The organism is Anseongella ginsenosidimutans (assembly GCF_008033235.1).
Classification (GTDB): Bacteria; Bacteroidota; Bacteroidia; order Sphingobacteriales; family Sphingobacteriaceae; genus Anseongella; species Anseongella ginsenosidimutans.
Window position 1 is genome coordinate 2,872,467 of the sequence record NZ_CP042432.1, and the last position, 25,664, is coordinate 2,898,130.

22 protein-coding genes are annotated in these 25,664 nt (G+C 49.7%); 13 read left to right on the forward strand and 9 right to left on the reverse strand.

All coding sequences use genetic code 11. The features are described 5' to 3' along the window. Positions 1–18: 18 nt before the first annotated feature. From rocF to FRZ59_RS11790, 3 genes are all read left to right on the forward strand, one after another. Entirely contained in the window at positions 19–969 is a 951-nt protein-coding gene (gene rocF / locus FRZ59_RS11780) for an arginase (protein ID WP_132129136.1), read from the forward strand. Beyond that, a complete protein-coding gene (gene argS / locus FRZ59_RS11785; RefSeq protein ID WP_132129137.1) occupies positions 969–2,747 on the forward strand; it encodes an arginine--tRNA ligase in 1,779 nt (592 codons plus the stop codon). Before rocF ends, argS begins: the two co-directional genes overlap by 1 nt. Positions 2,748–2,813: 66 nt before the next feature. Next, positions 2,814–3,377, forward strand: a complete 564-nt coding sequence (locus tag FRZ59_RS11790; protein ID WP_132129138.1) for a hypothetical protein — start codon at positions 2,814–2,816, stop codon at positions 3,375–3,377. 32 nt (positions 3,378–3,409) lie between these two features. On the opposite strand, the gene FRZ59_RS11795 is transcribed toward FRZ59_RS11790, so the two are convergent. Further along, complete coding sequence (locus FRZ59_RS11795) at positions 3,410–4,300, reverse strand: 3-hydroxyacyl-CoA dehydrogenase family protein (RefSeq protein WP_132129139.1); 891 nt, start codon at positions 4,298–4,300, stop codon at positions 3,410–3,412. 63 nt (positions 4,301–4,363) lie between these two features. On the opposite strand from FRZ59_RS11795, the gene FRZ59_RS11800 reads away from it, so the two are divergent. The 3 genes from FRZ59_RS11800 to FRZ59_RS11810 all read left to right on the forward strand — a co-directional run bounded on the left by FRZ59_RS11800 (position 4,364) and on the right by FRZ59_RS11810 (position 9,907). Then, positions 4,364–4,981 (forward strand): hypothetical protein, encoded by a 618-nt coding sequence (locus tag FRZ59_RS11800; RefSeq protein ID WP_132129140.1) that lies wholly within the window; start codon positions 4,364–4,366, stop codon positions 4,979–4,981. 228 nt (positions 4,982–5,209) lie between these two features. Next, the gene (locus tag FRZ59_RS11805; RefSeq protein WP_132129141.1) at positions 5,210–8,422 is read left to right on the forward strand and encodes a SusC/RagA family TonB-linked outer membrane protein; all 3,213 of its coding nucleotides are present in this window, start codon (positions 5,210–5,212) and stop codon (positions 8,420–8,422) included. Between the two features lie 18 nt (positions 8,423–8,440). After that, positions 8,441–9,907 carry a RagB/SusD family nutrient uptake outer membrane protein gene (locus tag FRZ59_RS11810; RefSeq protein ID WP_132129142.1) on the forward strand — a complete coding sequence of 489 codons (1,467 nt, stop codon included), beginning with the start codon at positions 8,441–8,443 and terminating at the stop codon, positions 9,905–9,907. A 76-nt stretch (positions 9,908–9,983) separates the two neighbouring features. Here the strand turns inward: FRZ59_RS11810 and bioD are convergent, their stop codons facing one another. Then, the gene (bioD, locus tag FRZ59_RS11815; protein WP_132129143.1) at positions 9,984–10,598 is read right to left on the reverse strand and encodes a dethiobiotin synthase; all 615 of its coding nucleotides are present in this window, start codon (positions 10,596–10,598) and stop codon (positions 9,984–9,986) included. A 10-nt stretch (positions 10,599–10,608) separates the two neighbouring features. Beyond that, positions 10,609–11,754, reverse strand: coding sequence for an aminotransferase class I/II-fold pyridoxal phosphate-dependent enzyme (locus tag FRZ59_RS11820; protein ID WP_225975041.1), 1,146 nt, complete (start codon positions 11,752–11,754; stop codon positions 10,609–10,611). 31 nt (positions 11,755–11,785) lie between these two features. On the opposite strand from FRZ59_RS11820, the gene FRZ59_RS11825 reads away from it, so the two are divergent. Both FRZ59_RS11825 and FRZ59_RS11830 read left to right on the forward strand, forming a co-directional pair. Beyond that, on the forward strand, positions 11,786–14,134 hold the full coding sequence (locus FRZ59_RS11825) for a GH92 family glycosyl hydrolase (protein WP_132129144.1): 2,349 nt from the start codon (positions 11,786–11,788) through the stop codon (positions 14,132–14,134). 20 nt (positions 14,135–14,154) lie between these two features. Beyond that, positions 14,155–14,898, forward strand: coding sequence for a copper homeostasis protein CutC (locus tag FRZ59_RS11830; RefSeq protein WP_132129145.1), 744 nt, complete (start codon positions 14,155–14,157; stop codon positions 14,896–14,898). On the opposite strand, the gene FRZ59_RS19110 is transcribed toward FRZ59_RS11830, so the two are convergent. Both FRZ59_RS19110 and FRZ59_RS11840 read right to left on the reverse strand, forming a co-directional pair. Beyond that, positions 14,893–15,831, reverse strand: a complete 939-nt coding sequence (locus tag FRZ59_RS19110) for an MnmC family methyltransferase (protein ID WP_225975042.1) — start codon at positions 15,829–15,831, stop codon at positions 14,893–14,895. The genes FRZ59_RS11830 and FRZ59_RS19110 overlap by 6 nt on opposite strands. After that, a complete protein-coding gene (locus FRZ59_RS11840; RefSeq protein WP_207910272.1) occupies positions 15,821–17,266 on the reverse strand; it encodes an MBL fold metallo-hydrolase in 1,446 nt (481 codons plus the stop codon). The genes FRZ59_RS19110 and FRZ59_RS11840 overlap by 11 nt, the downstream gene beginning before the upstream one ends. A 68-nt stretch (positions 17,267–17,334) precedes the next feature. Between FRZ59_RS11840 and FRZ59_RS11845 the strand changes: the two genes are divergently transcribed. Both FRZ59_RS11845 and FRZ59_RS11850 read left to right on the forward strand, forming a co-directional pair. Continuing rightward, complete coding sequence (locus FRZ59_RS11845; protein ID WP_132129146.1) at positions 17,335–20,034, forward strand: valine--tRNA ligase; 2,700 nt, start codon at positions 17,335–17,337, stop codon at positions 20,032–20,034. A 39-nt stretch (positions 20,035–20,073) separates the two neighbouring features. Further along, a complete protein-coding gene (locus FRZ59_RS11850) occupies positions 20,074–20,427 on the forward strand; it encodes an anti-sigma factor family protein (protein ID WP_132129147.1) in 354 nt (117 codons plus the stop codon). On the opposite strand, the gene dnaJ is transcribed toward FRZ59_RS11850, so the two are convergent. From dnaJ to FRZ59_RS11870, 4 genes are all read right to left on the reverse strand, one after another. Continuing rightward, positions 20,392–21,555: a molecular chaperone DnaJ gene (dnaJ, locus tag FRZ59_RS11855; RefSeq protein WP_132129148.1), complete on the reverse strand. Its 1,164-nt coding sequence runs from the start codon at positions 21,553–21,555 to the stop codon at positions 20,392–20,394. The two genes, FRZ59_RS11850 and dnaJ, sit on opposite strands and share 36 nt — an antisense overlap. Before the next feature lies 1 nt (position 21,556). After that, positions 21,557–22,234 (reverse strand): nucleotide exchange factor GrpE, encoded by a 678-nt coding sequence (locus FRZ59_RS11860; RefSeq protein WP_132129149.1) that lies wholly within the window; start codon positions 22,232–22,234, stop codon positions 21,557–21,559. 100 nt (positions 22,235–22,334) lie between these two features. Then, on the reverse strand, positions 22,335–23,024 hold the full coding sequence (locus tag FRZ59_RS11865) for a cell division ATP-binding protein FtsE (protein WP_132129150.1): 690 nt from the start codon (positions 23,022–23,024) through the stop codon (positions 22,335–22,337). Between the two features lie 2 nt (positions 23,025–23,026). After that, positions 23,027–23,230, reverse strand: a complete 204-nt coding sequence (locus tag FRZ59_RS11870) for a fructose-6-phosphate aldolase (RefSeq protein ID WP_132129151.1) — start codon at positions 23,228–23,230, stop codon at positions 23,027–23,029. Between the two features lie 89 nt (positions 23,231–23,319). Between FRZ59_RS11870 and FRZ59_RS19115 the strand changes: the two genes are divergently transcribed. From FRZ59_RS19115 to FRZ59_RS19125, 3 genes are read left to right on the forward strand one after another with little or no spacing between them, the layout of a single operon-like run. Further along, positions 23,320–23,694 (forward strand): carboxypeptidase-like regulatory domain-containing protein, encoded by a 375-nt coding sequence (locus FRZ59_RS19115; RefSeq protein WP_225975043.1) that lies wholly within the window; start codon positions 23,320–23,322, stop codon positions 23,692–23,694. Continuing rightward, positions 23,691–25,052 (forward strand): TonB-dependent receptor plug domain-containing protein, encoded by a 1,362-nt coding sequence (locus FRZ59_RS19120; RefSeq protein ID WP_225975044.1) that lies wholly within the window; start codon positions 23,691–23,693, stop codon positions 25,050–25,052. Before FRZ59_RS19115 ends, FRZ59_RS19120 begins: the two co-directional genes overlap by 4 nt. A gap of 59 nt (positions 25,053–25,111) precedes the next feature. Beyond that, positions 25,112–25,660, forward strand: a complete 549-nt coding sequence (locus FRZ59_RS19125; RefSeq protein ID WP_225975045.1) for a hypothetical protein — start codon at positions 25,112–25,114, stop codon at positions 25,658–25,660. The last annotated feature ends 4 nt before the right edge of the window (positions 25,661–25,664 follow it).

The following is a 25,664-nucleotide window of genomic DNA, read 5'->3' on the forward strand; positions in this document are numbered from 1 at the left end:
AACCGGGTCTTAATTTGTATGCATAAACTAAAGTTAATAGAAGTGCGGTCCGAAATAGGAGCCGGGACCCGGGGAGCAAGCCTGGGGCCGGATGCCATCAGGATTGCCTCGCTTGACTTTAGCAGCCGGTTCTTTAAAAGATATCCCTGTGTTTCAATTCCAGATGAGAATCATTTGCTGTTTGAGTCTTCCGGCGACCGGTATGCAAAACGTATATCGGGTATTCTTACCATGACCGAACGTATTGGGGAAGAAGTATGCCGTACCCTGGAAAAGGGGGAATTTCCTATTATCGTTGGCGGAGACCATAGCATTGCCGCCGGAACTGTTGCCGGCATTCGCATGGCCTTTCCTAAAATTCGCCTGGGTGTGATCTGGATTGACGCCCATGCCGATATTCATTCGCCCTATACGACTCCTTCAGGAAATATGCATGGTATGCCCAACGCCATTTCCCTGGATGAGGATAACCTGGAATCAACACTGAACGCGCCGGACCAGGAAACGCTGAATTTCTGGTACCAGCTGAAGAATGTGGGAGGTATATGCCCCAAAATAACGTACGAGAATATCGTGATGATCGGTGTGCGGGATACGGAGCCTGCGGAAGACCACCTTCTTGAAAAAAGAGGGATCCGGAATTTCAGCGCCAAGGAGATCCGCCGGGCTGGTGTGGAAAAAGTGGCTGTTGAAACACTGAAGTACCTGGACGACTGCGATTTGATACACGTATCTTTTGATGTGGATGTATTGGATCCTTCTGTTTCCAGGGGGACGGGAACACCGGTTCCCAACGGAATCACCATAAAAGAAGCGCGTACCTTGGTCATCAGGCTGATGCAAAGCAAAAAAATCGGTACATTCGAGCTTGTAGAAGTAAATCCTACTCTTGACAGGGAGAACCTGATGGCCGAACAGGCTTTTGATATTCTTTTACGAGCAAGCAACCAGCTAACGCATAATATATAATGACGATTACAGAATTTGTGGCCGGAATTACGGCCGAAACCATAGCAAAGTTATACCAGGAAACAATCCCGGCCTCATCGGTCACCCTTAACGAAACCAGGAAGGAATTCGAGGGTGACCTTACCGTCGTGACGTTTCCATTTACCCGTTTTTCGAAAAAATCCCCGGAGGAAACCGCCCGCGAACTGGGAAACTACCTGCAGGAAAACTACGAAGAGGTTGCCCGTTTCAATGTGGTCAAAGGCTTTTTGAACCTGGTAATCAGTGACCGTTACTGGCTGGAGCGGGTAAAGGAGATGGCTCTTTCAGAAAATTATGGCGCCCATTCCAGGAATGGCCAAAAAGTAATGGTTGAGTATTCTTCGCCCAATACGAATAAACCTCTTCATCTCGGACATGTGAGAAATAACCTCCTTGGTTATTCTGTGTCACGAATTCTGGATGCGGCAGGTTATGATGTGATCAAATCCAATCTTATCAACGATCGCGGAATTCATATATGTAAGTCCATGCTTGCCTGGCTCAGGTTTGGGGATGGGGAAAGCCCGGCGACTGCCGGAATGAAAGGCGATCATTTTGTTGGAAAGTTCTACGTTCTTTTTGAAAAGAAATTTAAAGAGCAGGTAAAAGGGTTGATGGAGGTAGGAATGACCGAAGAAGAGGCGAAGTATGCGTCTCCCCTGATGCGTGAAGCGCAGGAAATGCTCCGCCAGTGGGAAGAAGGTGAAAAGGAGGTTGTCGACTTCTGGAAAATAATGAACGGCTGGGTGTATGAAGGATTTGATGTGACCTACAAGAAGCTGGGAGTGGATTTCGATAAGATCTATTATGAATCGGACACTTACCTGCTTGGAAAAGACATTGTAAATGAAGGCCTTGAAAAAGGAGTGTTTTTCCGGAAGCCCGACGGCTCCGTCTGGATCGATTTAAGCGGAGACGGCCTGGATGAAAAGCTCCTGCTCAGGGCGGACGGCACATCCGTGTATATAACTCAGGATTTGGGGACCGCCCAGCTGAAATACGATGATTACGGTATGGAAAAGTCCATTTATGTTGTCGGAAATGAGCAGGATTATCATTTTAAAGTGCTTTTTCTGATCCTGGAAAAGCTTGGCAAGCCCTGGGCGGGCGGGCTGCATCATCTTTCCTATGGAATGGTTGACCTTCCTTCGGGCAAAATGAAGTCGCGCGAAGGAACCGTGGTGGACGCCGATGACCTGATGGTCGAAATGATCGATAAGGCCCGCCAGAATACGCTGGAGCTGGGAAAAGCGAACGAATTGCCGGAAGCGGAAAAAGAAGAACTGTTCCGCAAGGTAGGCATGGGCGCCCTGAAATATTTTCTCCTGCGGGTAGACCCCAAAAAGCGGCTTCTATTCGATCCGAATGAGTCCATTGATATGCAGGGCCACACGGGGCCATTTATTCAATATACATATGCCCGCATTCGTTCGGTCCTTGAAAAAGCGGGAAAACGCGAGGCGGCATTCAACCTGGAAGGACTGTCCCTGAACGCGGATGAAAAAAACCTGGTTATCCTGCTGAATAAGTTCGGTGAGATAATCGCCGAGGCTGCCGCAGAATACAATCCGGCCATAGTAGCCAACTATTTGTATGACCTGGGTAAAACCTTCAATAAGTTTTATCACGATAATTCCATTCTGAAGGCGGAAGACCCGCAGCTGCAGCAATTCCGCTTAGGGCTTTCGGTGATAACAGCCGGGATCATCAGCAGAGGCATGGCATTACTGGGGATTGACGTACCGGATCAGATGTAGGTTTTAAAGTTTTTTTTCGATGAATTTTGTTTTTTTGTAGTTTTGTATTAACAAATACAGATCACTATGAATACCTTAACATCTACTGCCAAAATGTATGATCTTCTATCAGTTAAAATAGGTAAGCAAACTGCTGAAACCCTACTCGTCTTTATCAGAGAAAACATTAAGGAGGAAATGATGCACCGTATAAACGCTCTGGCCACGAACGAAAACCTCTTTAAAGTCAACGGCATGCTGAAAGACAAAATTAACTTGGTGCATACTGAACTGAAAGAGAATATTGCAACTGTCCGTGCTGAATTGAAAGAAGATATTGCAGCTGTCCGTACTGAATTGAAAGAAGATATTTCAGCTGTCCGTACTGCATTGAAAGAAGATATCGCAGCTGTCCGTACTGAATTGAAAGAAGATATCGCAGCTGTCCGTACTGAACTAAAGCAAGATATCGCTGCTGTCCGCAGCGAGTTGAAGGAAGATATTAGTGGCGTGAACACGGCGCTCACGAAAGAAATGGGCACGCTTCAAGTGAATGTTGAAAAGGGCTTTAAGCAACAGTTTTGGCTGATCCTTGTCTTGTTCCTGCCCTTTTACTTTACTCTTATACTGTTGGTTTTTAGAATGTTATAGTTCATGGTTAACGCAGCCCAGTGTGGCAATCACTAATTTCGGAAACGGCCGGCAACCGGGGCATCTTTTGTTCCATTCTCATAGGAATAAAAGCCTGCGCCCGATTTTACACCCAATACTCCGGCAGTGACCATGTTTACGAGTAAGGGGCAGGGGGCGTATTTAGGATTACCGAAACCGTCAAAAAGTACGCGGAGAATTGAAAGACAAACATCCAGCCCTATAAAGTCGGCCAGCTGCAAGGGGCCCATAGGGTGGGACATTCCCAGCTTCATTACCGTATCAATTTCTTTTACGCCCGCTACTCCTTCATGCACGGCATAAATTGCTTCATTGATCATAGGCATTAATATCCGGTTAGCTACGAAGCCAGGGTAATCATTGACGGCAACAGGTATTTTTTCAAGGTTTTGTGCCAATTCCATGACCGCGGCGCAGGTTTCTCCCGATGTGGCATACCCTTTAATTACCTCCACGAGCTTCATTACCGGCACGGGGTTCATAAAATGCATTCCCACCACTTTTTCGGGCCTTTTCGTGGCTGCTGCAATCCGGGAAATGGAAATAGATGAAGTATTGCTGGCCAGGATCGTATCCGGCGGACACAGGTCATCAAGCTGCCTGAAGAGGGAAAGTTTGAGTTCAGGGTCTTCAGAAACCGCTTCTACCACCAGGCCGGCGTCTTCAGTCGCGCGGTCAATAGTTGTAAAGGTGCGGATAGCGGAAAGCGCCCGCTCCTTTTTCTCAGGAGTAATAAGCTCCTTTTTTATCATGCGGTCCAGGTTGCCGGCAATGGTTTGCATCGCCTTCTCCAACGCTCCGGCGGAGACGTCCACGAGTGAAACAGGATAACCGTGCAATGCAAACACATGAGCGATCCCGTTGCCCATAGTACCCGAACCGATGATAGTTATTTTTTTCATAATTCGCTTTTTTGGCAAGAAACGCTAAATTAGTATTATATTTTCACCTAATTAAACTTCATCATGACAAGAATATTTACCTGCTTGTTTCTATTGTCAATCGCCGGGATACCCGTCAGCTGTAAAAAAACGAACCCGCCCGAGGAACTTCAAATAGAAAACGTAACTACAATACATCCTGTTCAAGACCTCTATTATTGGTCCAGCGGAGGAAAGATTCCTATAGCCGTTGATTCTTCTACGGTAATTATCAACTCTGACCTGGATCTTACCAGTTTATCGAACTTGCTGAGTTCACAGCTTAGTAATGGCTTAGTACTTTCCGAATTAAGCGAAAATCTTTTTATTCTGAAATCGGAAGAAAACCTTTTGCAGTTAATAATTGAGAAGGGTAACCTGTCCGCTGTTAAGGAGGTTTTTTCATCTTATGAATTTGATGGTTCCTTTGAAATGATTCCCACCGGGGAGATTTTATTGGAACTGAAGAATGACGTTTCTATTGACAATGTACTGTCGAACTTCGGTAAACAGGTAGAATTAGTAAAAACTAAAGAGCGCAATACCTTTACTATCCGGGCGACAGACCTTTCTGATGTAATTAGTATCGCCAATCAGATTTATGAAGGAGGGGCTGTGGAATGGTGCCACCCGGATTTTATAGCGCCGATGGAATTGAATTAGACGTGCTGCAACGGCCTCGACGTTGTTTAATTCACGCGATCAATATAATCGATCATGTTTCCTGACCAAATGTAATAGTTTTGTTACAAATTGGGCATGATATTAATATTCTATCAAGTTAAACGCAAAGTGACTCGGGAAATTAGGGCTCATGGGAATGCTATGTAATATTTTTGGTAGATGTCTTCTTAAAAACCGTAATTTTGCACACGGAGATATAAATCGATTATGAAGAAATCATTACTTTATGCATTCTTATTAGTTTGTTCAACCCTGACCGCCTGGTCACAGGAACAAACTATTTCCGGTAAAGTAACCGGAGAGGATGGGGCCCCGCTCCCAGGGGCATCAGTGTTGGTTAAAGGGACTTCCGTAGGAACAAGCACCGACCTGGAGGGAGAATTCACCTTAGATGTGCCGGAAGGCGCAATTATCGAGGTTTCTTTTATTGGGTTTCTCTCAGAGGAGATTAATACGGCGGGGCAAAGCCAATTCCAGGTAACGCTGGCGCCGGATATTCATTCTCTTGAAGAGGTGATCGTAGTTGGATATGGGACAGCAACGCGGCAATCCTTTACTGGTACAGCAACCCAAATTGATGCCGAGGCTTTGGAGGGCAAGAGCTATTCGGACGTTTCAAAGGCTCTGGCCGGCGAAGCCGCAGGCGTACGCATCATTAATGATTCTGGTCAGCCCGGCGAATCAGCCACCATTCGTATTCGCGGAGCCGGTTCAGTGAACGGCAACCGGGATCCGCTTTATGTGGTAGACGGCGTACCCTATACCGGCAATGTGAACGCAATCAATCCTGCCGATATTGAATCACTTACCGTCTTGAAAGATGCTTCGGCCACGGCAATTTACGGAGCCAGGGGGGCAAACGGCGTAATTGTGATCAATACCAAAAAAGGACAAATAGGAAAATCAGGTATTGAGATAGATGTCAAAACAGGGACAAATATGAGCCTTCTTCCCCGATACAACACACTTTCCTCTCCCGAACAATATATCGGGTTAAGTTGGGAAGCGTTGTATAACAGAGGGACGTTTGGAACATTTGAAGAGCCTGTCGATCCTATCGCGTTTGCCAATTCGAGATTATTCTCGGAAGATGGAATTTCTCCAAAATATAATCTTTGGGATGTTTCAGACGCCTCGGACCTTATAGATCCTGCTACGGGGGAGGTTAGGCCGGATGTTACCAGGGAATATGATCCGGAAAATTGGGAAGATCATGCATTCAATGCATCTAATAGAACGGAAGCCAATTTAAGAATTAGCGGAGGAAGCGAGAAAACGTCCTATTTTACGTCCTTTGGTTACCTTACAGACAAGGGATATGCGATTAATACCGATTTTGAACGTATATCTACACGGATCAACATCAATCATCAGGTAAAGGATTGGCTGAGCGGCTCCCTAAACCTCGGGTATGCCGCTACTGATATGAACAATGGCGGACAGACTGAAGACTCAGGAAGTTTGTTCTGGTTTGTCGATAATATGCCGCCGATCTATCCTTTGTTTCTTAGGGATGAAGAGGGTAATCGCATTCCGGATGAAATTTACGGTGGTGATCAATATGATTATGGCGATGGCCGTGGTTTTGCAGGCCTTACCAATTCTATTGCTGATACCTATTATAATATTCGGAACACAAAGCGGCATGAATTAAATACAAACGCCTTCCTGAAGGCCGACATTACTCCTAATCTGTCAGCTGAGGTGAGATTTGGGAATCAGTATTTCAACAGCGATAACAATCAGCAGGATAACCCGTTTTACGGCTCTGCTGCTTCCCAGGGCGGATCTATCTTTAAGCTGAAAACAGAGCGGCTGAGTTACAATTTCCAGCAGATGCTTCGTTACCGGACTGATATCGGAGAACACCATATTGATGCACTTGCCGCCCACGAAAGCAATTTGTGGGAAACTAAATCACTTTCTGCAAGCAAATTCAATATGGTTGACCCAGGGGGCATTGAATTTGATAATGCTGTGGGCAGTAACCCTCCCGAATCTTTTACTGATAAGTTTACGCTGGAAAGCTATTTCGGTCAGGTAAATTACGATTTTAAGGATACTTATTTTCTTTCCGCAACTGTACGACGGGATGGTTCATCACGCTTTCTAAAGGATAAGTGGGGAACGTTTGGTTCTGTAGGCGCAGCCTGGCTTATTAGTAACGAGGCTTTTATGTCAAATCAAACGATTTTTGAAAATCTTAAACTAAAAGCTAGTTATGGGCTTATCGGAGAGCAAGGCGGGGTTGGATATTATCCGGGATACGACTTGTTTACGGTAAGTAACCTGGACGGAGGCATTTCCCTTGCGTTTGATACAAAAGGAAACCCCGATCTTACCTGGGAAACCTCGAAGATGTTCCAGGCCGGCGTTGAATTCAGCCTCGGCAAATATCTCGACGGTGCAATTGATTATTACGTTAAAAATACGGATGACTTGATATTTGATCGCCGTGTGGGTCCCTCTATTGGTTATGCACTGATCAAAGTGAATGACGGAGCTTTGAGAAATCAGGGCCTGGAGTTTAATTTGCTCGCTCATCTGGTTCAGAACGAGGATTTTTATCTTGACTTTGGCATCAATGGAGAAATGGTCAAAAATAAAATGACGAGGATGCCAATAGATCCGGCCACGAACGAGGAAAAGCATATAAATATTGACGGTTATTATGGTCAGGCTAAGGGTCATTCCATATACGATTTCTACCTGCGCGAATGGGCGGGAGTCGATGCGGAAGACGGAAGAGCCATGTGGAACCAATACTTTTATGATACGGATGGAGATGGAGCGTTAGGGGAAGATGAAGAGATCATCCTTTCGCTATACGATTCACGGCTGGAAAACGCAGACCGCGCTGACCAGATTGCGATGACAACCACAAAGAATTACACTCAGGCAACTGAAAAATTCATTGATAAGTCTGCGTTTCCTACTGTGCGGGGAGCGTTTAGCTTACATACCGGTTACAAGGGCTTTGAGCTAAGCGCACAATTTCTTTATGCCGTTGGCGGTTATGCCTACGACTTTGTTTATGCAAGGCTAATGGCAAATGAGCAGATAGGAAACAACAACTGGCACGAGGATATTCTTAACAGATGGCAAGAGCCGGGAGACATAACAGATGTACCGCGATTGTCAGATGATCTGGATCCGAACGTAGGGTCTTCATCGAGCAAATACGTAACCAAGGCCAGTTTCCTTAACCTGAATAATATAATGCTGCGTTACACTATCCCTTCACAAATAGTTGAAAGGTGGGGCGTGGCAAATCTGAATATTTGGGTGTCAGGAGACAATTTGTGGTTACTTAGCGAACGGAAGGGTTTTAATCCGTCGACGAACGAAGCTGGTGAATCTGACTGGTATCGGTATTCTCCTTTGTCAACTTTTACTGCAGGCCTCGGCGTCAGATTTTAATTACTAATGAATACGACAATGAAAGCATATATAAAACATTTTATTCCGGTAATTGCGTCTGCGATGCTGGTGGCTGGATGTGGCAAAGACTTTCTTGAAACCGAGCCCACAGAGTTTATTTCAGCTCAGCAGATAAAAGATGCAACAGAAAAGAATCCGGATATCCAGGCTGGCAGTATCGCGGGGCTTTATTCTACGATGTATACGCCCGGTACAGGCGGTACCGATCTGAATCACGATGACTTTGGTCAGAAAGGATGGGATATTTACATGGATCTCATTTCTTCGGACATGGTTTTGGGGGGTACTGTTTATGGCTGGTATTCCAGTCTTGCCCGCCTGCAGGCTACAACTGATTATACCCGTGACGAATGTTACATGCCCTGGCGTTATTATTACCGGATCATTTTTGGCGCCAATATCGTCATTGATGGCTTAGGTGGAAATGATGCTGCGTTGGAAAGTGATGAAGCGCGCTATTACATGGGACAGGCTAAAGCAATGAGGGCATATGGCTACTTTTACCTCGCAAATCTCTATGCGCGTTCTTATGATCCAAGTGAGCCTATCCTTCCGATTTACACGGATTTGGAAGCTCCAAATCAGCCAAAGAGTACCACGCAGGAGGTATATGATCTGATTATAAGCGACCTGACGGAAGCCATTGAATTGCTCGACGGTTTTTCCCGTCAAAGCAAAAGTCAGATCAACCAGTCCGTAGCGAAAGGATTACTTGCCTATGCTTACGCGACGACCGGGCAATATGATCTGGCGATGCAAGAGGCCCAGGACATTGTTCAAAGCGGGAATTTTCCACTTATGGATGAAGCAGCGGTGACTGGCGGTTTTAATGATATTAATACAGCCGGCTGGATGTGGGGCGTGGATATCACGCTGGATAACGGCCTGGACCTAGTATCTTGGTGGGGACAGGTAGATATCTATACGTACAGCTATGCGTGGGTAGGGGATTTCAAGGCCATTGATAAAAACCTTTACGATGCTATCCCGGATAATGATGTACGTAAAGCCCAGTTCGGGAACGAAGACGATTATAAGTTGGTGCCGATTGGTAAGTTTTATGATCCCGGAAAAACACAGGGTGGGCAGCGGAACGTTACAACTGATTACGTTTACATGCGCGTGGCAGAAATGTATTTGCTGCTTGCGGAAAGCGCCGCCCGTAGCGGGAATGAACAGGTTGCTCGTGAAACACTAAAGGATCTCCTCGAGGAACGGATCCCGGATGCCTCTTACGTTGATGCATTAAGCGGACAAGCTCTGCTGGATGAGATTTATTTACAAACCAGGATTGAACTTTGGGGCGAAGGAAAAAGCTATCTTGCTATGAAAAGAAATAAAGCAACGATAACCAGGGGTCCGAATCATTTAAGCTTAGCTGGTCAATCGTTCAGTTTTGATGATGAAAGGCTAACGCTTTCGATACCTCAGGTGGAAATTCAGAATAATCCGCAAATCGACTAAAATAGTTGAACTTTAAACAGGGGGCTGTTCGTTTACAATGAACAGCCTTTTGTTTTTTCCAGGAGTGTAAGATTCATTAGGGCAGAAAAGAAATGGCTTTCGCTGCAGCCCGGATACTTTCGCGGTTGAGTAATGGCATTTCGGGTACTCTTCCCAGGTACTTTACCTCGCTGAAACGCTGGATGATTTTTTCTGAATCGGTGTCCGGTTTGCCGTTGAAAATAAGGCCCCGGACAGGAAGGCTTTTTGCTTTGAGCATTTCAAGGGTCAGCAAGGTATGGTTGATGCTGCCCAGGTAATTTTTGGAGACAACGATCACCTCGGCCTCCAGGCAGCGGATGAGATCGATCATAAGGTCTTTAATGTTCAGGGGAACCATCAAGCCTCCGGCGCCTTCAACGATCAGGGGACGCGAGCCCTGTGGGGTTCTAAAACTTTCCAGGGTAATTTCAATGCCGTCGATTGCGGCGGATTTGTGCGGGGAGAAGGGTTGGGTCAGACGATAAGTCTCGGGGTGAAAGCGGGAAACTGCGTTGCTGACCAGGGAGCGGACTTTTAAGGTGTCTGACTGGTCCAGGTCGCCGGATTGTATGGGTTTCCAGTAATCGGCCTGCAATTTTTCGACCAGCATGGCGGATACAATGGTTTTACCAATGCCGGTATCGATTCCTGTGACAAAAAGGGGCTTCATTCAGGTAGTTTCAAGTTAAAATAGTGGTAAGAAGGCCGGTAAGCTTTTTGATTTCTTCTTCCGTATTATATAAATGCAGGCAGATCCTTATGCGTTCTTTTCCTTCGGGAACCGTGGGGCTGAGGATGGGCCTTACGTCCAGTCCCGAAGCCTGAAGCTGTCCGGCGGCTTCCCGAACGGCCTTGTTGCCGGGAACCGTGACGGTTTGAATGGGGCCATCCATGGGAATAATGCCCCTTATGCCTTTTGCAAGGGTCTTAAATAAGGCGATCTTGGCATCCAGTTCTTTTTGCAGGCCGGTACGGTCTATTAATAGCTCGTATGCGCATTTAATGCTGGCCAGGTTATGAAAGGGAAGGGCCGTGGTATAGATAAGGGGGCGGGCAAAATTGACAAGATAGTCTTTGAGTGTTTTCGAACCCGTGATGATGGCTCCGTGGCTTCCAAGCGCTTTTCCGAAGGTATAGATTCGGGCAAATACCTGTTCTTCCAGCCCCCAAAGGGGAACCAGTCCGCGCCCGTTCTTCCCGAAAATGCCGCCGGCATGTGCCTCATCCACGATCAGGGCCGCATTGTGTTTTTCGGTCAGGGAGGTGATTTTCTCCAGCGGGGCCTTGTCTCCGTCCATGGAATAGATGCTTTCCACGGCAATGAAAATGCGGCCGGGGCCCTTTTCGGCCTGCTTTAGCTTTTGTTCAAGGCTGCCGGTATCATTATGGCTGAAAGTGTAGCGGTTTGCTCCGCTGAGGCGGATCCCGTCAATAATACTTGCATGGGCAAGTTCATCGCAAATGACGGTATCTCCCCTTCGGGCAATCGCGGAAAAGAGCCCGAGATTTGCCGCATAACCGGAGTTGAAAATAAGGCCGGCCTGGGCATGATGAAATAGCGCGATTTCTTCTTCCAAATGTTCGGCATACGTGGAGTTGCCGGAAAGTAACCTGGAGCCGGTGGCGCCGGCCGGGTAGCCGGGGTGTTTCCCGAGTTCGTCCCGGATCTTTGCCTGCAGCGCCGGCGAACGGGCAAAGCCAAGATAATCGTTGGAGCAAAAATCAGCCATACCGCTGTTGCAAGACAGGCGGCGGTACTTATTCTCGCTGAAACGTTCTCTCAGCTTTTGTTCCAGATGCCGGTGAATGCTATCCAATGTCTGCAAATATATGGCTTAAATATCCTAATTTAGCAGGATGAACCTATACTTTACAAGAACGCTTTTTCTGGTATTTATTGTTTTCAGCTTCCCGGCGGTTTCTCCGGCGCAGCAGCTTACTTCCTACGTCAATCCTTTTACGGGTACCGCGGAACACGGGCACACCTTCCCCGGCGCCACCCTGCCTTTCGGGATGGTACAGCTAAGCCCGGACACGGGCATTGAAGGTTGGGACTGGTGTTCGGGCTACCATGATTCGGACAGTTCCATCATGGGCTTTTCCCACCTGCACCTGAGCGGAACCGGCGGGGGGGATCTTGGAGACGTCCTGTTAATGGCTTCCACAGGGGAGTGGGAAACGGCGCCGGGAAGTAAAGAGGATCCGGACGCGGGGTATCGCTCGCGGTTCAGTCATGATACGGAAGAAGCTTCCCCGGGTTATTACAGCGTATTGCTGGAAGACGACGATATCCGGGCGGAAATGACCACCGCGCTTCGAACGGGCTTTCATCGGTATACCTTTCCGGCTTCAGAGGAAAGCAATATTATTGTTGACCTGGAACATGGGATCCGTGATCGTACCACGGAAAGTTTTATTGAAGTGACCGCGGAGAACGAACTGGTGGGAATGCGCCGCTCCTCCGGCTGGGCGGCCGACCAGTATGTTTATTTCGTGGCCCGGTTCTCCAAGCCCTTTAAGGAGTTAACATTGGCGGAAGATGATGCCCTGCAGGAAGCGCGCGAGCCTTCCCCGGGAAGGAGGACGGAGGGAAAGGCATCTAAAGCCCTGCTCCGCTTTACCACCAAAGAAGGGGAGGCCATACTGGTGAAAGTCGGGATATCGGCCGTAAGTATTGAGGGCGCCCGTAAAAATATGGAAGGCGAGATCAGCCACTGGAATTTCAACCGGGTTCGAAAGGACGCGCAGGAGACCTGGGAAACCGAACTGGAGCGTATTGAAGTGGAAGGCGGAACCAGGGATCAGATGGTCACTTTTTACACGGCGCTATATCATACGATGATCCATCCGAATATTTCTATGGACGTGGACAGAAGGTACCGGGGACGGGACGGCGAAATCCATACTGCAAAGGATTTTACGGCCTATACCCTTTTTTCGCTTTGGGACACTTTCCGCGCGCTGCATCCCCTGTACGAAATTATTCTTCCCGAACGCAACGTAGACTTTATAAAATCCATGCTTGCCGGCTACGAACAGGCCGGGAAACTTCCCGTTTGGGAACTTGCTTCCAACGAAACAGGTACCATGATCGGCTATCATTCCGTGCCGGTGATCGTTGGGGCTTTGCTGCGGGGGAACGATAACTTTGATAAAGACCTTGCCTACAGGGCCATGAAGCATAGCGCTATGGAGAATGAACGTGGGTTGATTCATTATAAGCGGATGGGATATATTCCCAGGGAACTGGAGAATAATTCGGTTTCGAAGACGCTGGAATATGCCTATGATGACTGGTGTATCGCCCAGGCGGCCCGCCTCCTGGAAAAGGAAAAGGATGCTGAATACTTTGCAGCGCGGGCAATGAATTACAAAAACACCATCGATTCCGTCAGCGGTTTTGCCCGCGGCAAGGATAGCTCAGGAGCATGGAACCCCGATTTTGACCCTGTGGAAGTTTCTATCCTTGGCCGGGGAGACTTTACCGAAGGCAATTCCTGGCAATACACTTTTTTCGTTCCACATGATGTGGAGGGGTTGATCAATTTGCTGGGCGGCGATAAAGCCTTTGCGGAGAAGCTGGACGCCTTGTTTACCCAGGAAGCTGTGGTGGATAACGAACACGCGGTGGATGTGACCGGCCTTATCGGGCAGTACGCGCATGGGAACGAGCCGAGCCATCACGTGGCTTACCTATATAATTATGCCGGCCAGCCCTGGAAAACCCAGGCAATGGTGCGCAGGATCATGACGGAATTGTACGGTTCCGGCCGGGCGGGTTTGAGCGGGAATGAGGATTGCGGCCAGATGTCCGCCTGGTATATACTCAGCTCCATGGGTTTTTACCCGGTGAACCCGGCATCCGGCGAATATGTGATTGGCAGTCCCTTGTTCGAAGAAATGACTATTCACACCGGTAGCGGGGAAGATTTCGAGATCAGGGTAAGGAACGATAACGCGGAAGTGGACAAGTATGTTCAATCCGTTTACCTGAACAGGCAGCATTACCCGAAATCCTTTATTCGCCACGAAACAATAATGAACGGAGGGAAACTGGAGTTCAGTATGGTGGGGGTTCCCAGCTACGAATGGGCGGTGAGCCCTGCCTACCGTCCGGGGAAAACGCAGATACGTACCGCCGCCCCTGAAAAGGAGAAAGAGGCCCCGGTTCCCCCGGATGCGAGGCGCCGTATGCCCCGCCGTTAACCCCTTAAGACAGAAGATAGATGAGGCCCGAACTTGAAATATGCTGTTATTCCGTGGATTCGGTCAGAGCGGCCGCCTGCGGCGGCGCCGACAGGGTAGAGCTTTGCGCCAGCCCGCCGGAAGGGGGAATTACTCCCTCTCATGCAACCATTGAACTGGCAAGGGAGGTGCGGGGCATTAAATTATATGTGATCATTCGCCCCCGGGGCGGCGATTTCTGCTATTCCCCGCTTGAATTCAATATCATGAAGCGCGACATTGAGGTGGCAGGAAACCTTGGGGCTGACGGAGTAGTGATTGGCATCCTCCAGCCGGACGGGCATATTGATAAGGCTCGTACCCGGGAATTAGTGGAGCTGGCGCGCCCGATGGACATTACTTTTCACAGGGCTTTTGATATGAGCGCTGATCCCGCGCGCGCCCTGCAGGATATTTATGAGACGGGAATCAGGCGTGTCCTGAGTTCGGGGACGCGCAATACTGTGGATGAGGGACTGCCAGTCCTGGCTGACCTGGCACGCAGGGCAGGACAGGGCTTTGGCATCATGGCCGGAAGCGGGGTGAAGCTTCATAACCTGGAGGCGCTGCACCGGGCAGGTATCCGCCAATTCCATAGTTCCGCCTCAAAGACACTGCCTTCTGCCATGCAGTACCGGAATCCGCATATTCAAATGGGCAAAGAGGGCGGGGTGGATGAATACGCAGTTTCTGTCGCAGATGAAAACCTGATCCGGGATATGCGCCGCGGGCTTGACCAGTTATAACGGTGTGTTTTTAACTGCGCGGATCATTTCCCTTTTTCCGGCTGCGCCCTTCGGCTTTTCTACGCTAAAACCTAAGCCTTTCAGCATCCTTTTCAGGTTACCGGTTATGCTGTAGCTGACAAATACGCCGCCTACTTCCAGTGACGAAGTCACATGGGAAATAACTTCCTGTGTCCACATTTCCGGCTGGGTGGCTGGTGCGAATGCATCGAAATAGATGACATCAGCGGGTGGAAGCGGGCCGGTTTGCAGCACCTTCTGCTGTAATAACTCCAGGCGGACAAGTTCGCTGGTAATAGCATCAGCTTCGCCTGACTTCGCTCTTTTACCGGGTTCAGGCTGTTCACCCATTTCAGGCTGTTCACCAAGCTTGCGCGGTTTCGGGGCACCAGGCTGTTCCCCAAGTTTTCGCGGTTTCGGGGCACCAGGCTGTTCCCCAAGCTTGCGCGGTTTCGGGGCACCAGGCTGTTCCCCAAGTCTCTCCGGCTCCCGCAAATTATCGTGATTCCCGGCTGCCTGCTGTTCCCCGGTCAGGTAAAAGGGTTGGCCCCCGGGGTACCAGGAAAGGAAGCGCTCCCAATTTCCGGTTCCGGGCAACAACCGGCCATACTCGCTTTCCCGGAGGGTCTCCCGGTTCAGTGGGAAAGGCTCAACGCCGGTATAAGTCAGGGAAATTCCATTTTGCAGGCAGTATGCCGCGCTGACCAGGAAATTAAGCCCGGTACCAAAGCCGATTTCCAGTACCCTCGCAGTAGCTGTCCCACTTTGCCGGAGGAAATATTGCAGTCCCTGCTGGAGGAAAACGTGCTGCGCTTCCTGCAGCGCGCCGTTTACGGAATGATAAGTCTGGTTAAGGCCGGTGTGCAGCAGGGTAAGGCTTCCATCGGAAGTGGGAACCAGTGTTTGAAGGGACTTTCCCTGTTCATGAGACATGTTTTTTCCTTTCGATGGCATTGCCCATATCGTAAACTTGTTGAGGTACCAGGGCCTGAAGGATACTGCTGGCAATACCGGAACGGTATCCTGCCGCGCAATGTACGACCAGGGGTTTATCCAGCGGGACTTCGCCGGCCCTTTCCCTTAATTCAGGAAGCGGAACATTGATGGCCTGCGGAAAATAGGCGCCTCGGGCAAATTCACTTTCATTTCGGGCATCAATGATCGTGTATTTTTCCGGGTGTGCATCAAAGCCGGCCGGCAGCTCTGCCTGGTAACGTTCGTGCTGGCCCGAAAGCCCGGTAATGGCGCCGGAAATCGCGCTTTCATAACCTATTTTAGCTATTTTTTCCAGCAGCCTTTCTATTTCTTCCCCGGTTTCCGCCAGGAGGTAAAACTTTTCGCCGGGAGACAGGATACTTCCCAGCCAGGTTTCAAATTTAAGCCCGTCCGGAATATTGAAGGCGCCTTTCAGGTGGTTGGCCCGGAATTTTTCCGTTGGCCGGGCGTCTATGATGACCTGTTTGTCACCGGCCGCGCCCTGAACCCCGGCCGCGCCCTGAACTCCGGCCGTGCCAGGAACCCTGGTCTCTCCCCCGGCCGCGCCCTGGACCCCGGCTGTGCCCGGGCCCCCGGGCAGCCCGCCCTCGTAGCGGGGAATGCCAGCCAATGCTTTTTTAAATGCAGGGGCGCCTTGCTGGTTGATGGCTACGTCGTAACTGAAATATTTTGGGACAAAGGGCTGCTCATCCAGAAGGGCTTTCAGGAAAGCCTCCTTTTCGCTGGTTCTGAACGCGTAGTTTCCGGCTTTTTCCGCGCCCATTGTACTGCTGTTGGCATCGCTTAGCGATTTTCCGCACAAAGTGCCGGCTCCATGCGCCGGATAAAGCAGCGTTTCATCCTGTAAGGGCCGCAGCTTCTGCTCAATGGTATGGAACATGGCAAGGGCCAGCTCTTCCCGTTTCGCGGGATTGTCCTTCATGCTTTCTCTAAGGTCGGGCCGGCCTACATCTCCTATGAATAAAGTGTCACCGCTGAACAGGGCATGTTCCCTGCCTGCTTCGTCCAGGAGTAAAAAGCATACGCTGTCATAAGAATGGCCGGGTGTGTAAAGGATCCTGAAGCCGACCTTTCCCAGCTTGATCTGGTCTCCGTCCCTGAGCGATTCATGAGGAAAGGCGGCTTTCATGAATTCACTTGCATAGATCAGCGCCCCGCTTGTTTCGGCAATTTCTTTGTGACCGCTTACAAAATCGGCATGAGAATGTGTTTCCAGGATGGCGGTAATACGGCTGTTGTGCTGCCGGGCAAAATCATAATAGGGAGCCGGGTTACGCCCGGGATCGATAAGGGCCAACTCCCCTTCGCTGAGGACGGCGTAGGAATAATGGGAAAGCCCTTTGTCTTCAAATTGTTTTATCAGCATCTTCATAGCAGGTTTGATTGAAGCGCAATTTACCATGAATTTTGCTAATTTTGGCCCTCCAAGAAAAAGACCGGATGCACATTTCTAAAACATATGATCCGCGGGAAGCGGAAGAAAAATGGTATTCCTATTGGATGGAAAAAAACTTTTTCCATTCTGAACCGGATGAGCGGGAACCTTATACCATCGTGATACCTCCGCCAAATGTAACGGGTGTGCTGCACATGGGGCACATGCTTAACAATACCATCCAGGATGTGCTGGTCCGGAGGGCAAGAATGAAAGGCTTCAATGCCTGCTGGGTACCGGGAACGGATCACGCTTCTATTGCCACCGAAGCAAAAGTGGTGGCCATGCTGCGTGAAAAAGGGATATCAAAGCGCGATCTGAGCCGGGACGAATTTATCGCCTATGCCTGGGAATGGAAAGAGAAGTACGGCGGGATCATCCTGGAGCAATTGAAAAAGCTCGGCGCCTCCTGCGACTGGGAACGCCGCCGTTTTACCATGGATCCGGAGCTTTCGGAAGCCGTGATCGATACGTTTATCCACCTTTATAATAAAGGACTTGTTTACCGCGGGCTGAGAATGGTCAACTGGGACCCTCAGGGCCGTACGGCCGTATCGGATGAGGAAGTGATCCGCCGGGAAGTAAACCAGCAATTATATTATGTGAAGTACCAGGTAGCGGGCGGGGCCCCGGACGAGTGGGTGACGATTGCGACAACGCGGCCGGAAACCATTATGGCCGATACCGCCATTTGCGTGAATCCCCTTGATCCCCGTTTTCGGCAGCTGCACGGTAAAAAAGTGATCGTTCCGCTGGTTAACCGGGAAATACCGGTGATATTGGATGAATACGTGGAAATGGATTTTGGAACGGGCTGCCTAAAGGTAACCCCGGCCCATGATCCCAATGATTACGAACTGGGGCTGAAACACGGCCTGGAAGTGATCGATATTCTGAATGAAGACGGCACACTCAATGAAAAGGCGGAGGTGTGTATAGGGGAAGATCGCTTTACCGCAAGAAAGAAAGTGGCGCAGCTGCTTTCGGAAGCCGGCAGGCTGGAAAAGATAGAAGATTATAAGAGCCAGGTGGGGTTTTCGGAACGGACCGATGCCGTGATCGAACCCCGGCTTTCCCTGCAGTGGTTTGTCAGGATGAAGGAACTCGCCGATCCTGCCCTGGAGGCCGTGGAAAAGGGTGAAGTACAGCTTATCCCGGGCAAGTTTACGGCTACGTATCGCTACTGGATGGAGAACGTGAAGGATTGGTGCATTTCCCGCCAGCTCTGGTGGGGGCAGCGAATTCCGGCCTGGTATGATAAAGACGGCGGTTACGTGATCGCAAAAACAGCGGAAGAGGCCCTGGAAAAGTTTGCCGAAGGAGGGAAGCAACTGCAGCTAACCGAAATAAGACAGGACGAAGATGTGGTAGATACCTGGTTCTCTTCCTGGCTTTGGCCGGTGTCCGTATTTGATCCTTCGGTTTTAGGAAACCCGGAAAGCAGGGGGAACAAAGACCTGCAGTATTACTATCCGGGCAACGACCTGGTAACAGCCCCCGAGATCTTGTTTTTCTGGGTGGCGAGGATGATCATGGCCGGCCTGGAATTCCGCGGCGAGGTTCCCTTCAGGAACGTGTACCTGACGGGCATTGTCCGGGACAAGCAGGGGCGCAAAATGTCCAAGTCACTGGGGAATTCTCCCGATCCTCATGAACTGATTGAAAAGTACGGGGCGGATGGTGTGCGTATGGGCATGCTTATGTCTTCTCCGGCGGGAAATGACCTGCTTTTTGACGAGAGCTATTGCGAACAGGGCCGGAATTTCGCCAATAAAATATGGAATGCTTTCCGGCTGATCAAGGGTTGGCAGGTAGCCGGCGAGGCAGGTTATGCCGGCAAGGAGGGTGATGCGGGCGAGGCCGGTCATGCGGGCGAGGCAATGTCTGTGAATGCCCTCCCGAACGCGCAGGCAATCGCCTGGTTCGGAAGCCGTTTTCAGGCGGAGCTGGGAAATATTGAACAACTGTTCTCGCAGTACCGGCTTTCGGAAGCGTTAATGGCTATTTATAAGCTGGTATGGGATGATTTCTGTTCCTGGTACCTGGAAATGATAAAGCCGGCTTACGGCCAGCCAATTGACCAGGCTACCCAAAGGGCCACTATTTCATTTTTCGAACAGTTATTGAAGGTCATTCATCCCTTCATGCCTTTCATTACGGAAGAACTATGGCATGAACTGGCCCAAAGGGAAGAAATGGACTGCATTATCGTAAGTTCATGGCCCCGGCAGGAAACATTCAGCCAGCCGGCACTGGAGGAAATGGAACAGGTACTGGCGCTCATTACCCAGCTGCGCAATATTCGCAATGAAAAACAAATCTCTTTCAAGGTAACGCTCCCGCTGAGTGTGAAAACGGCCAATGAAGATGTATACCGGCGGCATGAAGAGATTATCCGGAAGCTGGCTAATATAGAACCGCTTTCTTTTGTAAAGGAAAATGTAGCCGGCCTGAGCTTCCTGGTAAAGACCGATGAATTTTTTGTTGATCTTGGCAGAAATATAGATGTGGAGGCGGAAAAGGACCGGATAGCTAAGGAACTTGCTTACCTTCAGGGCTTTCTCCGTTCGGTGCGGGCTAAGCTGGGCAACGAACGCTTTGTCCAAAACGCGCGCGCGGAAGTAGTGGAAAACGAAAGAAAGAAAGAAGCCGACGCGGCGGCGAAGATCAGCGCGCTGGAGAAAAATCTCGCAAGTTTGGAATAAATGATTTTCTATTATAAATTTATCTCTCTATAGAAGATCATGCAAGCAAATCTCACGCCGGAGAAGATTGAATTAATGGACCGGTATCTTGACCACGAGCTATCCGAACAGGAAGCGGAAGCGTTTGAAAGAGAACTGGCCGAACGGCCCGGAATGCTCGGGGAATTGAGGGAATATACCCTGTTCCGGAATAACCTGAATTTCATCACTTCGGAGAAAGACTTTTCCGAGGTGAACAAGGCTTATTTGAGATACAGGAACCCCAAATCCAAGATCGTGAAGCTTTTGCGTGTGATCACCTGGTTGCTGGTGATCCTGACCTTGTTTATAGGATACCTGATCTTTAGCAGGAACGACCTATTCGAAATATTCCTTCATTCTTTCAAAGAATGATTTATCCTTTTTATCCGGATGCGGCGCAAAATTATCCGACCCTCTTAGCTTTTCAAGCACATCGCGCTCTTCCTGACTCAGATTCTTCGGCGTCCATATATTGACATACACCAGCTGATCGCCTTTTGCGTAACCGTTCACTTCGGGGATACCTTTTCCTTTCAGCCGCAATATCTTTCCGCTTTGCGTACCGGGATCTATCTTTATCCGCGCTTTTCCGTCCACGATGGGTACTTCAACAGAGGTTCCCAGGGCGGCGTCAATAAAGCTGATGTGCAGATCGTAAACGACATTGTTCCCGTCCCGTTTCAGCGTAGCATGTTCTATTTCCTCAATGAGAATGATCAGGTCGCCGGGAACTCCTCCGCGCTGGGCGGCATTTCCTTTGCCGCTCATTGACAGCTGCATGCCGTCTGTCACTCCGGGCGGAATATTGATCGTAATCGTTTCTTCGCCCCGGGTAACGCCTTCTCCATTACAGGAAGTACATTTATCCGTGATCACCTGGCCTTCGCCGTGACAGGCCGGGCAGGTGCTGGTTGTTTGCATTTGTCCCAGGATCGTGTTGGTGACCCGGCGAACGCTGCCTGCTCCGTGGCAGGTTGGGCAAGTGCGGTAAGCTCCGCCGTCTTTGGCGCCCGTTCCGGTACATACCGGGCAGGTGATCAGCTTGTTTACCTTAATGGTTTTCTCAACGCCTTTAACAATTTCCTCGAGCGTGAGCTTTATTTTGATCCGCAGGTTAGATCCGCGGTTAACGCGTCTTCCCCCGCCGCTGCGCGCGCCGCCAAAAAAGCTCTCAAAGGGATTGTGGCCGCCGAAAACATCTCCGAATTGCTCGAAAATGTCTTCCATGCTCATGCCGCCGCCGCTGAACCCGCCTCCCCGGCCGCCGCCAAAGCCGGCGCCCTGATGGCCGTACTGATCATACCGGCGTCGTTTTTCGGCGTCGCTAAGTACCTCATACGCTTCTGCCGCCTCCTTGAACTTCTCTTCAGCCTCTTTATCGCCCGGGTTCTTGTCGGGGTGATATTTGATTGCCATTTTGCGATAGGCTTTCTTGATATCATCCGCGCCTGAGTTACGGGGAATTCCAAGTATATCGTAATAATCTCTTTTTGTGGCCATATTATGCCCCTACAAGTACTTTAGCGAAACGAATTACTTTATCATTCAGGTAGTATCCCTTTTCCAGCTGATCTACTACCTTTCCCTTCATGTCTTCGGAAGGTGCGGGAACGTTTGTTACCGCTTCATGAAGGTCCGGATCGAATGGCATCCCGATAGCTTCCATCTCTTTTACACCCTGCTGGGAAAGAATGCTCCTGAATTTGGCAATGATAAGGTCAATACCTTCTTTTATTGCCTGTACATCAGTTGCGGTTTCCATTGATTTTTGCGCCCGGTCAAAATCATCCATGACGGGAAGAAGTGCCAATATGACGCCTTTGGACGCGGTTCCGATCAACTCCACTCTTTCCTTTACCGAACGGCGTTTGAAATTATCGAATTCAGCGAACAGACGCAGATGTTTATCATTCAGCGCCTCTATTTCCTGCCTCAGCTTTTCCTCCACAGGTGGTTCCGGGGCAATTTCGTTATCAAGGGTTTCGGCTCCGGCCGCTTCACTGCCCGTCGTTCCTGCGGCCTCACTGCCTGCTGTTCCGGGCATTTCATCGCCAGCCTGCTCCGCCGGAGGGACTTCTCCGGAGGCTGCGTCGGTAAAATCGTCCTTCTTATTCATTGGATCTTCGTTCTCCAAACCGTTCTCCTGTTCTTTCCTTTCGTTGTCTTTCTTCTTCCACATGCTGTTTCTCTTATAGAATTCTATTCAGGGCTTTTAACGCAAAATGCCTGCCGCAAGCTAAAAAGCGGTCATCATGTCAGTTTTCTGTCAAAATGCTGTGCTAATTTCCCGGCACCGTGGCGTTCTCATATACTTTTCCGTTCTCACATTTAACAATGCGGGAAGGAAAACGTTCAATGATTCGGTAATCATGAGTGGCCATGAGTACCGCAGTTCCCAGTTTGCTGATGCTTTTCAGGAGATTCAGGATCTCTGAGGACGTTTTCGGGTCCAGGTTGCCCGTGGGTTCGTCCGCCAGGATCACCTCGGGGTGGTTCAGCAGGGCCCGGGCAATTACCACCCGCTGCTGTTCTCCGCCGGAGATCTCATGTGGCCATTTATGCCGTTTGTGAACAAGGCCTACATTCTGTAATACTTCGTCAATGCGGGCCGACATGATCTTTTTATCGGTCCAGCCGGTGGCCCGGAGTACGAAGAGAAGGTTTTCTTCGATCGTCCTGTCGGTCAGCAGCTGAAAGTCCTGAAAAACGATCCCGAGTTTACGCCGCAGGTAGGGGACGTCTTTCTTTTTCAGTGTGCGCAGGTTAACTCCCCCGATCCAGGCGTCGCCGTTGGTCAGTTCAAGGTCGGCATAAAGTATTTTCAGCAGGCTGGATTTTCCGCTTCCTGTCTCGCCGATGAGGTAAACGAATTCGCCTTTGTTGATATGAAGGCTTACATCGGTGAGTACCAGGTGCTTGTTATATTGAAAAATGTCGGCATTTTCTATTTTTATGACGTTTTGTTCCATGCTCAAATATCCAGTTTGATGATCTTTCCGAAAGGGAGTTCCTTAACGATCTCCATGATATACGCCGTTTTTTCAGCGAGTCCGCACTTTTCCAGCGCCCGGTCCGGGCGATCTACCCGGAAGTAGGCCAGGAGGGTAAACTCATCGTCCCGCAGCTGAACGTAATCGGGAATTTTTGCTACTCCTTTAACTTTTATCAGGTACAATTTAGTGTATCTGTTTATGATTTTTCAAAAATACGTTTTTGCATAAAACTTTCGCATCTTTAACCTTTGTTCTTTCGTTATATATCTGAATGAAACACTGGTTGCTGCTATTTCTTTTATCGGCGTCCCTGCCTGCTTATGCCCAGGCGCAGCCTGCCGGGCAACGATATACGCTGAGCGGCTACCTGAAGGACGCGGCCACGGGGGAAGCCTTAAGCGGCGTTACTGTAAGCGCGGGCGAAAGCGGCACTGCATCCAATAATTACGGGTTTTACTCGCTTACCCTGCCCCGTGGGAGGTATACGATCCGCTTTTCCAGCATTGGTTTTGAGCCGGTCAGCCGCGTGGTAGAACTGGAAGGCAACCTGCGTGTAGACCAGGAACTTCAGGTTGCCGCCGGCTTGCTGGAAGAAGTGGTAGTAAGCGAGGAAAAAAAGGGGGGGATGTCCGCGACCTGTCCATGAGTACCAATACTTTAGACATCAGGCAGATAAGGAACATTCCTGCCTTACTGGGAGAAGTGGATATTGTACGAAGTATCCAGCTACTGCCCGGTGTTTCCACCGTCGGGGAAGGAGCGGGAGGTTTTAATGTCAGGGGCGGCGCGGCCGATCAGAACCTGGTACTGCTTGATGAGGCGCCCGTATATAATACCTCGCATTTGTTTGGCTTCTTTTCTATTTTCAATCCCGATGCCGTAAAGGAGGTCACCCTGGTGAAGGGAGGGATCCCGGCCCGGTACGGGGGAAGGAGTTCTTCGCTGCTGGACGTGCGCATGTCGGAAGGAAATTACCGGGAACTGCGCGTGGACGGCGGGATCGGGCTTGTTTTCAGCCGTCTTGCCCTGGAAGGGCCTCTTAAAAAAGATACCGCTTCTTTTCTGCTCGCAGCACGGCGTTCCTATATTGATTTCCTGGCAGCTCCTTTCCTGGAGGAGGACATGAAAGATGCGCTGTTCAATTTTTACGACCTTACCGCGAAAGTGAACTATCGCGTAAATAAACGCAACAGCCTGTTCATCAGCGGTACCCTGGCACGGGATAACTTCGGGCAAAGTTTTACCTTTAACTGGGGTAATACCACCACCACGGCGCGCTGGAACCATCTTTTCAGCGACCGATTGTTTATGAACCTGACGGGGATCTACAGCAATTACGATTATGAACTCCGCTTCGGCGAAGCGGGGGAACAATCTTTCAACTGGGACTCAAAAATCCTCAATTTTAGCCTGAAGCCGGATTTTATCTTCTATCTGAACGCGTCCAATACCCTGCGCTTTGGCGCTAAGGCAACCTGGTATAAGTTTGAACCGGGAAACGGCGTGGTGGGTAACTGGGACGAAAGCAATAATATAAGCCTGCCGTTGAAATACGCGCTGGAGTCAGGCGTTTACCTTGAAAATGAGCAAAGGCTGGGGGCAGGAATAGCCCTGCAGTATGGCCTTCGTTATTCGCGTTTCAATTATCTTGGCCCGGGGAAGGTGTATACTTACCATGATACGGTCCCCAATGAGCCTCGCAGGCTGAAGCAGGAGTATGAAGCCGGCCGGTCGGAATCCATTACAGTTTACGATCAGCTGGAACCCCGTTTTTCGCTGAAGATCGGCATCGGTGATAATAGTTCCCTGAAAGCTTCCTATAACCGGCAGGCGCAGTACCTTCACCTGGTTTCCAATACCGCGGCCACCACCCCCTGGACGTCTGGACGCCGAGTACCAATAATATCAAGCCCCAAACCTCCAGCCAGTACGCCATTGGTTACTTCCGGGATTTTGGCGAGGCTTTCCATGCGTCCGTTGAACTGTATTATAAAGATATTCTGAACCAGCTGGACTATATTGATAATTCCGAAATCATTCTTAATGAATACCTGGAAGGGGAGTTGCTGCCCGCCAGGGGAAGGGCCTACGGAGCGGAGTTCTTCCTGGAGAAAACGCTCGGAAGGTTTACAGGTTGGGTCAGCTACACGCTGTCGCGGTCCCTGCGAAAAGCGGAGGGGATCAATAACGGGAACTGGTTTTTCAATCGTTATGACCGTACGCATGTGCTGAATACGGTGCTTAGTTCACGCCTGGGGAAGCGCTGGACGGTTTCCGGAACCTGGGTTTATTATTCAGGAACGCCAGCTACCTTTCCTACCAGCCGGCTGGAGATCCAGGGCTGGCAGATCCCCTATAATACCAGCGGACGACGGAATAATTACCGGGTGGGCCCGTACCATCGCCTTGACCTTTCAGCCACCCTGAAAGGGAGAGAAGGCGGGAAATGGAACAGCAGCTGGGTGTTTTCGTTGTATAACGTGTATAACCGCCGGAATCCTTACAGCGTTTTCTTTCAGCAGGATCCGGATAACCCCGTACGCACGCAGGCTGTGAGGTTGTCAGTCGTGGGTTCTATTATCCCGGCGGTCACGTATAATTTTAGTTTTTGACCTT

What these genes read in the sequence shown, in the direction of transcription:
- rocF (WP_132129136.1), top strand. Translation starts at nt 19, where the DNA reads ATGCATAAACTAAAGTTAATAGAAGTGCGGTCCGAAATAGGAGCCGGG.
- argS (WP_132129137.1), top strand. Translation starts at nt 969, where the DNA reads ATGACGATTACAGAATTTGTGGCCGGAATTACGGCCGAAACCATAGCA.
- FRZ59_RS11790 (WP_132129138.1), top strand. Translation starts at nt 2,814, where the DNA reads ATGAATACCTTAACATCTACTGCCAAAATGTATGATCTTCTATCAGTT.
- FRZ59_RS11795 (WP_132129139.1), bottom strand. Translation starts at nt 4,300, where the DNA reads ATGAAAAAAATAACTATCATCGGTTCGGGTACTATGGGCAACGGGATC.
- FRZ59_RS11800 (WP_132129140.1), top strand. Translation starts at nt 4,364, where the DNA reads ATGACAAGAATATTTACCTGCTTGTTTCTATTGTCAATCGCCGGGATA.
- FRZ59_RS11805 (WP_132129141.1), top strand. Translation starts at nt 5,210, where the DNA reads ATGAAGAAATCATTACTTTATGCATTCTTATTAGTTTGTTCAACCCTG.
- FRZ59_RS11810 (WP_132129142.1), top strand. Translation starts at nt 8,441, where the DNA reads ATGAAAGCATATATAAAACATTTTATTCCGGTAATTGCGTCTGCGATG.
- bioD (WP_132129143.1), bottom strand. Translation starts at nt 10,598, where the DNA reads ATGAAGCCCCTTTTTGTCACAGGAATCGATACCGGCATTGGTAAAACC.
- FRZ59_RS11825 (WP_132129144.1), top strand. Translation starts at nt 11,786, where the DNA reads ATGAACCTATACTTTACAAGAACGCTTTTTCTGGTATTTATTGTTTTC.
- FRZ59_RS11830 (WP_132129145.1), top strand. Translation starts at nt 14,155, where the DNA reads ATGAGGCCCGAACTTGAAATATGCTGTTATTCCGTGGATTCGGTCAGA.
- FRZ59_RS19110 (WP_225975042.1), bottom strand. Translation starts at nt 15,831, where the DNA reads ATGTCTCATGAACAGGGAAAGTCCCTTCAAACACTGGTTCCCACTTCC.
- FRZ59_RS11840 (WP_207910272.1), bottom strand. Translation starts at nt 17,266, where the DNA reads ATGAAGATGCTGATAAAACAATTTGAAGACAAAGGGCTTTCCCATTAT.
- FRZ59_RS11845 (WP_132129146.1), top strand. Translation starts at nt 17,335, where the DNA reads ATGCACATTTCTAAAACATATGATCCGCGGGAAGCGGAAGAAAAATGG.
- FRZ59_RS11850 (WP_132129147.1), top strand. Translation starts at nt 20,074, where the DNA reads ATGCAAGCAAATCTCACGCCGGAGAAGATTGAATTAATGGACCGGTAT.
- dnaJ (WP_132129148.1), bottom strand. Translation starts at nt 21,555, where the DNA reads ATGGCCACAAAAAGAGATTATTACGATATACTTGGAATTCCCCGTAAC.
- FRZ59_RS11860 (WP_132129149.1), bottom strand. Translation starts at nt 22,234, where the DNA reads ATGTGGAAGAAGAAAGACAACGAAAGGAAAGAACAGGAGAACGGTTTG.
- FRZ59_RS11865 (WP_132129150.1), bottom strand. Translation starts at nt 23,024, where the DNA reads ATGGAACAAAACGTCATAAAAATAGAAAATGCCGACATTTTTCAATAT.
- FRZ59_RS19115 (WP_225975043.1), top strand. Translation starts at nt 23,320, where the DNA reads ATGAAACACTGGTTGCTGCTATTTCTTTTATCGGCGTCCCTGCCTGCT.
- FRZ59_RS19120 (WP_225975044.1), top strand. Translation starts at nt 23,691, where the DNA reads ATGAGTACCAATACTTTAGACATCAGGCAGATAAGGAACATTCCTGCC.